Below are 7,830 nucleotides of genomic sequence, written 5' to 3'. Positions count from 1 at the left end.
CGTTGGGGCCGAGGAAACCGGTGACGGTGCCCGGCTCGCACTGGAACGACACGTCGTCCACGGCCGGGTGTGGCCCGTACCGCTTGGTGAGGTTCTCTACGGTGATCATGCGGTTGAGCCTGCCCGCGCCGCCCGGCCATCCGCTGCGGCCACCGGTCGGTGCCGTCTCGACCTTGGTCGATCATCGGATCTCGACTTTGGTAGCTGGTCGTGTCGCCCGTCGGCTGCCTAGCATGGCGTCGTGACCAGCATCGCCGTTCCGGAGCACCCGTGGCTGCTGCCAGGGGAGCTGGTGGTGCCGGCCGAGCGTGTCCGGGAGCGGCCGCGCCGCACCACACGTGACTGGGTGGTGGATGGCCTGGCGTTCCTGCTCGGGCTGCTGTGGGTGCTGTTCGTCACCTTCGACGCCCTGTCGCCCAACCCGGAGGCGGCGATCGCGCTGCCGCACGACTGGATGGTCGGCGTCGACACGGTGCTCGGGCTGGTCTGCTGCGGGCTGCTCTGGGTGCGTCGGCGGTGGCCGCTCGGGCTGGCCGTGGCCACCCTGCCGCTGAACCTGTTCTCGATGGCCGCCGCCATCCCGCTGTTGATCATCTACTTCACCGTGGTGGTGCATCGCCGGACCGCCGTCGCGGTCGCGGTCACCGGTGCCGGGCTCCTCACCAACCTGGTCTTCAGTTGGACCCGTCCAGATCCGGTCATGCCGTACTGGGCCACTGTGACCTGGGGGGTGGTGATCACCTTCGCGGTGCTGGCCTGGGGGATGTTCGTCCGGGCTCGGCGCCAGTTGATCGTGTCGTTGCGCGAGCGCGCCGAGCGGGCCGAGGCGGAGCAGCAACTGCGGATCGCCCAGGCCCGCCACCTCGAACGCACCCGGATCGCCCGGGAGATGCACGACGTGCTGGCCCACCGGATCTCGCTGCTCAGCCTGCACGCGGGTGCGCTGGAGTTCCGCCCGGACGCGCCGCCCGAGGAGGTGGCCCGGGCCGCCGGGGTGATCCGGGGCAGCGCGCACGCGGCCCTCCAGGACCTGCGGGAGGTGATCGGGGTGCTGCGCGCCGAGGACGACGGTGCCGGCGACGCCCCCGAGCCGCCGCAGCCCACCCTCGCCGACCTGCCGGCGCTGATCGCCGAGTCGCGCTCGGCCGGGGTGCGTGTCAACGTCAGCGACAGCGTCGCCAGCCCGGGGGAGGTGCCGGCGGCGCTGGGTCGGGCCGCGTACCGGATCGTGCAGGAGGGGCTGACCAACGCCCGCAAGCACGCTGCCGGCGCGGCCGTCACCGTGGACGTGGCCGGCGGGCCGGGCGCTGGACTGACAGTGGCGATCGGCAACCGGTGGCCGGTCGGTTCGCCGGCCGGCGGCACCCTGCCGGGTGCCGGCACCGGCCTGGTCGGCATCAGTGAACGGGTCACCCTGGCCGGCGGGCGGCTCGCCTACGGTCGGGACGACAGCGGTGACTTCCGGCTGGCCGCCTGGCTGCCGTGGCCGGCGTGACCAGCCCCGCCGGACCGCCGGACGCGAGCGGGCCGGCCGGAGCGGCTGCGCCGCCGGTACGCGTGCTGATCGTGGACGACGACGCGTTGGTCCGGGCCGGGCTCTCGATGATCCTCGGCGGTCTGCCGGACCTGGCCGTGGTCGGCGAGGCGGCCGACGGTGGCGAGGTGCCGGCGGCCGTCGCCGCGTACGCCCCGGACGTGGTGCTGATGGACATCCGGATGCCGCGGGTCGACGGGCTGACCGCCACCGAGGCGCTGCGTGCCCAACCGCACCCGCCGGAGGTGCTGGTGCTGACCACCTTCGACGCCGACGAACAGGTGCTGCGGGCGCTCCGCGCCGGGGCGGCCGGTTTCCTGCTCAAGGACACCCCGCCGGCGGAGATCGTGCGCGCCGTACGCCGGGTCGCGGCGGGCGAGGCGACGCTCTCGCCGACGGTGACCCGGACGTTGATCGCCCACGTGACCGCCGCCGCCCCCGGCCCGGTCGGCCCGGACCCGCGCCGGGAACGGGCGCTGCGGCTCCTCGCCGGGCTCAGCGAGCGGGAGCGGCAGGTGGCGGTCGCGCTCGGGCGGGGTCACACCAACGCGGAGATCGCGGGGGAGTTGTTCATGAGCGTGGCGACGGTGAAGGCCTACGTCTCCCGGCTGCTGACCCGGTTGGAGCTGAACAACCGGGTCCAGGTGGCCCTGCTCGTGCACGACGCCGGCCTCGTCTGACGAGCGGTTTCCCCAGGCCAGTTGGGCGGCACACCAACACGGATGAGGTTACACTCATTTTTGGTTGTTCCATTGTTGGTAGTGTCAGGAGTGATCGTGACCGGCTTTGTCGGACGGGACCATGAGCTCCACCTCCTGGGCGGCATGCTCACTCGGGTGCAACGGGGTGGCCGTGCGGGGCGGCCTGGGCGAGCCCTTCTCATGCGGGGTCGCCGACGGGTGGGAAAGTCCCGACTGGTGGAGGAGTTCGTGGAGCGGGCCGACGTGCCGCACCTCTTCTTCACCGCCTCGGCGCAGCCGACCGTCGCAGCCGAGCTCGCCCTCTTCGTGGAGGAGGCCGCCGCGTCGACCCTGCCCGGTGCGCAGATCCTTCGGGAGCAGCAACCACAGACCTGGGACGCCGCGCTGACGCTGCTCGCCGCCGCGCTGCCGTCCGACCGGCCGAGCGTCGTCGTCCTGGACGAGATGCCGTACCTCATCGCGGGTGACCCGGGCTTCGAGGGGACGCTGCAGAAAATCTTCGATCGCGAGTTGTCCCGGCGGCCGGTCCTCCTGATCTGCGTCGGATCGGACCTGGCCATGATGGAAGCCCTCAACGACTACGGCCGGCCGTTCCACCAGCGAGCCACGGAGATGGTCATTCCGCCGCTGAGCCCCGCCGACGTCAGCGACATGCTCGGCCTGTCCGCCGCCGACGCGTTCGACGCCTACCTGGTTTCCGGCGGTCTGCCGCTGATCCTCGACGAGTGGCCGACCGGTGCATCCGTCCACGACTACCTGTCCGACGCGGTACGGGATCCCACCTCCGCCCTGCTGGTGAGCGGCGAGCGGGCACTGGCGGCGGAGTTCCCGCCGCAGTCCCAGGCGGGTCTGGTGCTGCGGGCCATCGGCTCCGGTGAGCGGACCTTCTCGCTCATCTCCCGCGCCGCAGGGGACCTTCCACAGGCGTCCCTCAACCGCGCCCTGCGCCTGCTGGCCCAGAAGCGGGCCGTGGAGGTCGCGGTTCCGCTGTCGACCAAGCCGTCGCGGGAGACCCGGTACGCGGTGGCCGACCCCTACCTGCGCTTCTGGTTGTCGTTCCTGGGGCCGCACCTCTCCGAGATCGAGCGGGGGCGTGGCGACCTGACCCTGGACCGGATCGACCGGTCGTGGACGTCCTGGCGGGGGCGGGCCATCGAACCTGTCGTCCGGGAGGCGCTGCGCCGGCTGCCCGGTGACCATCTGCCGGCGGAGGCGGCGACGATCGGCGGCTACTGGACCCGGACCAACGACCCGGAGATCGACATAGTCGGCGCCGACCGTGCGCCCGTCGCTCAGCGGATCAGTTTCGTCGGATCGGTCAAGTGGCAGGAGAGCCGACCCTTTGACGCGCATGACCTGGGCCGGCTGCTCCTGCACCGGTCTCTGCTTCCCGGCGCCGACGAGTCGGTGCCGGTCGTCGCCGTGTCGCGCAGCGGCACCGCGGTGGACGGCATCCGGGTGCTGTCGGCGGAGGATCTGCTTACCGCGTACCGGAATTGAACTTTCGTCCGGTGTCCGCCGTACCCATGGCCGAGGATGTCGGTGCGGTAGGTCCGCCGTACCGCTGCCGAACTGCGGGAGGCCTGCCGTGCGAGTTGGTGAGCAGTCGACGGATCCCATCGATCAGGTACTGGGTGAGGTGCCAATGCCGGCACCACTGACCCCGGAGGATGTCCGGCTCGCGGTCCGGGCGGTGGTCGTGCACACCGCCGAGGAGTGGCCCACCGGGCCGCTGTGCCGCAACGACGGCGCTTCCTACCCGTGCCGACTGCACCGCTGGGGGCGTCGGGTGTTGGAGGCACACGGGCTCAACGAGCGGCAGATCGAAGCGTTGATCCGGCATGGCAATCCGTTCGTGCACGTGCCGTTTCCGTTCACGGCGACCGGGCCGTCGCGGCAACAGGCCGCGCGGGCCGTCCCCCAGGGGGTACGGCCCACCGCTACCGGCCGGCCGGTGACTCCCCCCGTCACCGCGCCGCGCTGGCCCCGGGCGAGCTGAGCGCGCTGTCCCCCTCCGCCCACACGACCCGGGGCGACACGACGTCGGCCCGGCGCGGAGATTCCCCCCTCCGCGTCGGACCGACGTCGCTCTGAGTGGTCGACTCAGTTGCCGACCCCGCAGTCCGGGGCGGACCAACTCGTCGTGTTCGAGCTGTCGTCGCTGTTGTTCTCCCGGCGCGAGTCGACGTGCACGTGGTCGTCGTGGTCGGGGTAGCCCGGCCCGTAGATCCCACTGAAGCCGTTGTTGCGGGCGCCGCGGGCGACCTGGCACAGCGAGGACGTCCGTGAGGTCACGTCGGCCGCGTTGCCGTACAGGTGTTGGCTGTCGGACGCGCCGCCGACCTGGTTGTTGCAGGCGCGACTGCGGTACCCGCTCGACACGTAGAGCGGCTTGTCACCGAGGCTCTTGCGCAGCGCCTCCAGCTTCCACATGGTGCGCAGCGCGTTCTGCTTGGTCTGGTTCGCCGACAGCGGGCCGCCGCTCCACCCGCTCCCGCCGCACCCGTTGTCCAACTCGCCGTAGGTGAAGTGCGCGGGCGTGCAGTCGTTGTCCTGGAGTTGGTAGAGCTTGGCGAAGGTCTGTGGGCCGGCGATGCCGTCGGCGCGCAGCCCGTACGCCTGCTGGAACCGCTTGACCGCAGCGGCGGTCTTCGGCCCGTAGCGGCCGTCGTTCTCCACGATGTCCCGGTAGCCGGCCCACCCGGCGACCCGGATCTGCAACTGGCGGACGTCATCGCCGGACCGCCCCTGGCTCAGGGTGCGGTTCCAGGTGTAACAGCCGTCCGCGTGCGCCGCCGGTGCGGCGACCACCGTGGCGATTGCGGCCCCTGGCAGTGCCAGGGCGAATGCGACGGCGACCCGCTTCAAGGTGTTTACGCGCACAGAAGTCCTCCCGATAGGAGAGCGAATGGGGTGGCTCCAGGACATCGACCGAGAAGTCCCGTGATTTCCACCCTCGCACTGATCAGTGCTGTTGGAGGTGATTAACGAGAATCGTGCTCACAATCCGCTGTGCCTGGGTATTGGCTGGGAATTCGGCTGATTTGCGAAACAGCCATTTCCGGCCGATCACCCCTCCTGCGGTCAAGCGCACCGAACGTCGCAATCTGCCACACGGAGGGTGATGTTCCCGGGGGCATCGCGGCCGGTAACGTCAGCCCGGGCGGCGGACTGGCGGAGGTGCACGTGGCACGCGGTGGCGTCTTCTGTGTCGAGGGTCAGTGGCACCGTGACCTCAACGAGCGGGGCTCGGTGCTGCCCACGCTCGAGCTGCTGGAGCGGCTCGGCAAGATCCGGTTCATCCACAAGGACGCGGCCACCCGGGACGAGCTGTTCTACTTCCTGGACCGTTGGCTGCTCAAGCAGTACGCCGACCACCGGGTCGGCTTCTTCGCCATGCACGGCGAGCCGAGCCGGCTCTGCCTCACCGACTGGCAGTCGGTGGAGTTGAACGAGGTGGCCGAGCTGATGGCCGGCCGCGCGGAGGGGCGGCGACTCTATTTCGGCAGCTGCTCGGTGCTGCGCGCCTCGGACGCGGTGCTGCGCGAGTTCCTGGAGGTCACCGGAGCCGCTCTCATCTGCGGTTTCACCCGGGAAGTCGACTGGGTCGAATCGGCGGCCTTCGAAACCGTGCTCCTCGACGTGCTCGCCAACGGCCAGCGCCACAATGCCGCCGAGCTGCGGATGGGCTCCGCCCACTGGGCGCCGCTCGCGTCGTACCTCGGCTTTCGGGTGATCTACGCCAACGGTCGGGCCTGGCGTCCGTCCGGCCGTCCCCGGGTGCCCACCCAGGAGGCGCGCCGCGCCGCGGCCCGACCCCGCTGACCCGCCGCCGCCGCTGCGCCCGCACCCTGGTAGGAACGGGGGATGGCACGCAGCATCGCAAGGAACACCCGGGTCGACCGGGACGGCCTGCTCGACTTCCTCCGGCCGCGACACCGCGTCGTGCTGATGACCAGCCGGGCGGACGGGCGACCGCAGTCCTCCCCGGTCTCCGCCGGGGTCGACGGGCAGGGGCGACTGGTCGTCTCCACCTACCCCGAGCGGGCCAAGGTGAGCAACCTCCGCCGCGACCCCCGGGTCTCGGCCTGCGTGCTCAGTGACGACTGGAACGGCCCCTGGGTGCAGATCGACGGCACCGCCGAGGTGCTCGACCTGCCCGAGGCGCTGGAGCCGCTCGTCGAGTACTTCCGCAGCATCTCCGGTGAGCACCCGGACTGGGACGACTACCGGGCGGCGATGGTGCGTCAGGGCAAGTCGCTGATCCGGATCACCATCGACGCGTGGGGTCCGATCGCCACCGGTGGGTTCCCGGCCCGCCTCGCCGACTGACCCCTCGTTCGGTGGATCCCCTCGCTGGTGCGCATCGACTACGGTGAGCCAGGCAAGATCCACTGACCGAACGGGGACCCATGAACAACCCCTCCTTCCCTCGCCGACTGCTCGCCTGGGCGGTGCCGGCCACCCTCGCGTTCGCCGTCGTCGCGCCGGCCCTGCCGGCTCAGGCCGCCCCGGCCAACACCCCGACCCCGGCCCTCGCCGGCCCGGTCGACAAGGACCTCAACGGCGACGGCGTACCCGACCTGGTGACCGTCGGCGGCACCACGACGGGCCTCGCCTCCGGCGTCTGGGCGGCGCGGGGTCGGGTCGACGCGACCACCGGCGTCGGCACCGGCCGCGTGAAGGTCCCGGCCGTGAACATCGGCGTCCACGGCAACGGGGTCTCCGGCAACGACGACCCGGCCGCGGATTTCGACGGCGCCCAGGTGATCACCGGACGCTTCTTCGGCACCGCGAACCAGGACTTCCTGGCCTACTACCCGGGTGGCGTCAACGCCGGCGGCGGCAGCTTCATCGCGGGCGTCGGCGACGGCACGATGGTGAACCCGTACCGCGGCAGCGGACAGGTCACTCTCATTGCCGACTATCTTCGAGACGATTTTGGAAACTCCCCGATCCAGCTGGTCAACGGGTACACGGCCGACGGCGTGGACAGCGGCATCGCGGATCTGCTGGGCACCGTCGGCGACGTGACCAACGGCTACCGCCTCACCTACTACCCGAACATCGGCGCGCCCAGCCTCTACTTCCCCCGAACGCCGTTGAACACTGCCACTCCGACCGGCGGCAGCGACTGGCAGAACTGGACCCTGGCCAGCACCGAGCTGGCTTCGGGGGCGGCGTTGGTGCTGCGTAACGCCACCACCGGTGACCTCTACCTCTGGCAGGGCGTCACCATGACCGACAACGGCGACGGGACCGGCGCGCTCGCCTACACGCAGTACCGGCTCGCCTCCGGGTGGAACACGGGCGTCGCGATCAGCAGCCTCACCGCCGCCGACCTGAACGCCGACGGTGTGGCGGACCTGTGGGCGGTGTTCCCGGACGGCAGCGTGCGGGCGTACCTGATCTCGAACCTCTCGGCCGGGAAGCCGGCGAAGATCCGGGCGATCCAGGCGCAGCAGCTCCGCTGACCTGAGGTGTGGGGTCCGTCAGCCGCAGGCGACGGACCCCACACCGGTCAGTCGACCCCAAAGGGATAGCGGCGTGTAGGGGGAGAGTGTGGGGTTGGGTGTGTTTTTATAGGGGGGGGGC

Annotated in this window: 8 protein-coding genes and 1 pseudogene; 7 read left to right on the top strand and 2 right to left on the bottom strand. The window is 71.1% G+C overall.

The window, feature by feature from the left end; genetic code table 11:
• Window positions 1-109, bottom strand: a pseudogene (locus tag ABZ749_RS24155) (ABC transporter ATP-binding protein); the annotation flags it as partial.
• A gap of 132 nt (window positions 110-241) precedes the next feature.
• Between ABZ749_RS24155 and ABZ749_RS24150 the strand changes: the two are divergent.
• The 4 genes from ABZ749_RS24150 (at window position 242) to ABZ749_RS24135 (ending at window position 4,234) form a co-directional block, all read left to right on the top strand.
• Window positions 242-1,495, top strand: a complete 1,254-nt coding sequence (locus ABZ749_RS24150; RefSeq protein ID WP_357231457.1) for a histidine kinase — start codon at window positions 242-244, stop codon at window positions 1,493-1,495.
• Window positions 1,474-2,214, top strand: a complete 741-nt coding sequence (locus ABZ749_RS24145) for a response regulator transcription factor (RefSeq protein ID WP_357231460.1) — start codon at window positions 1,474-1,476, stop codon at window positions 2,212-2,214. The genes ABZ749_RS24150 and ABZ749_RS24145 overlap by 22 nt, the downstream gene beginning before the upstream one ends.
• A gap of 219 nt (window positions 2,215-2,433) precedes the next feature.
• Window positions 2,434-3,735 (top strand): DUF234 domain-containing protein, encoded by a 1,302-nt coding sequence (locus ABZ749_RS24140; RefSeq protein ID WP_357231453.1) that lies wholly within the window; start codon window positions 2,434-2,436, stop codon window positions 3,733-3,735.
• A 145-nt stretch (window positions 3,736-3,880) separates the two neighbouring features.
• On the top strand, window positions 3,881-4,234 hold the full coding sequence (locus ABZ749_RS24135; RefSeq protein ID WP_357194895.1) for a hypothetical protein: 354 nt from the start codon (window positions 3,881-3,883) through the stop codon (window positions 4,232-4,234).
• 104 nt (window positions 4,235-4,338) lie between these two features.
• Here the strand turns inward: ABZ749_RS24135 and ABZ749_RS24130 are convergent, their stop codons facing one another.
• Complete coding sequence (locus ABZ749_RS24130) at window positions 4,339-5,118, bottom strand: D-Ala-D-Ala carboxypeptidase family metallohydrolase (protein ID WP_357231450.1); 780 nt, start codon at window positions 5,116-5,118, stop codon at window positions 4,339-4,341.
• A gap of 303 nt (window positions 5,119-5,421) precedes the next feature.
• Here ABZ749_RS24130 and ABZ749_RS24125 point away from each other — a divergent pair, with 303 nt between their 5' ends.
• From ABZ749_RS24125 to ABZ749_RS24115, 3 genes are all read left to right on the top strand, one after another.
• Window positions 5,422-6,060, top strand: a complete 639-nt coding sequence (locus ABZ749_RS24125) for a hypothetical protein (RefSeq protein ID WP_357194889.1) — start codon at window positions 5,422-5,424, stop codon at window positions 6,058-6,060.
• A 42-nt stretch (window positions 6,061-6,102) separates the two neighbouring features.
• Complete coding sequence (locus tag ABZ749_RS24120) at window positions 6,103-6,567, top strand: PPOX class F420-dependent oxidoreductase (RefSeq protein WP_357231447.1); 465 nt, start codon at window positions 6,103-6,105, stop codon at window positions 6,565-6,567.
• Window positions 6,568-6,647: 80 nt separating this feature from the next.
• The gene (locus tag ABZ749_RS24115; protein ID WP_357231444.1) at window positions 6,648-7,709 is read left to right on the top strand and encodes a hypothetical protein; all 1,062 of its coding nucleotides are present in this window, start codon (window positions 6,648-6,650) and stop codon (window positions 7,707-7,709) included.
• Window positions 7,710-7,830 lie beyond the last annotated feature (121 nt).

This window comes from Micromonospora sp. NPDC047753, from assembly GCF_040642735.1.
Lineage (GTDB): Bacteria > Actinomycetota > Actinomycetes > Mycobacteriales > Micromonosporaceae > Micromonospora.
Note: the sequence above shows the minus strand (reverse complement) of the source record. Positions and strands in the feature narration are given on the sequence as shown.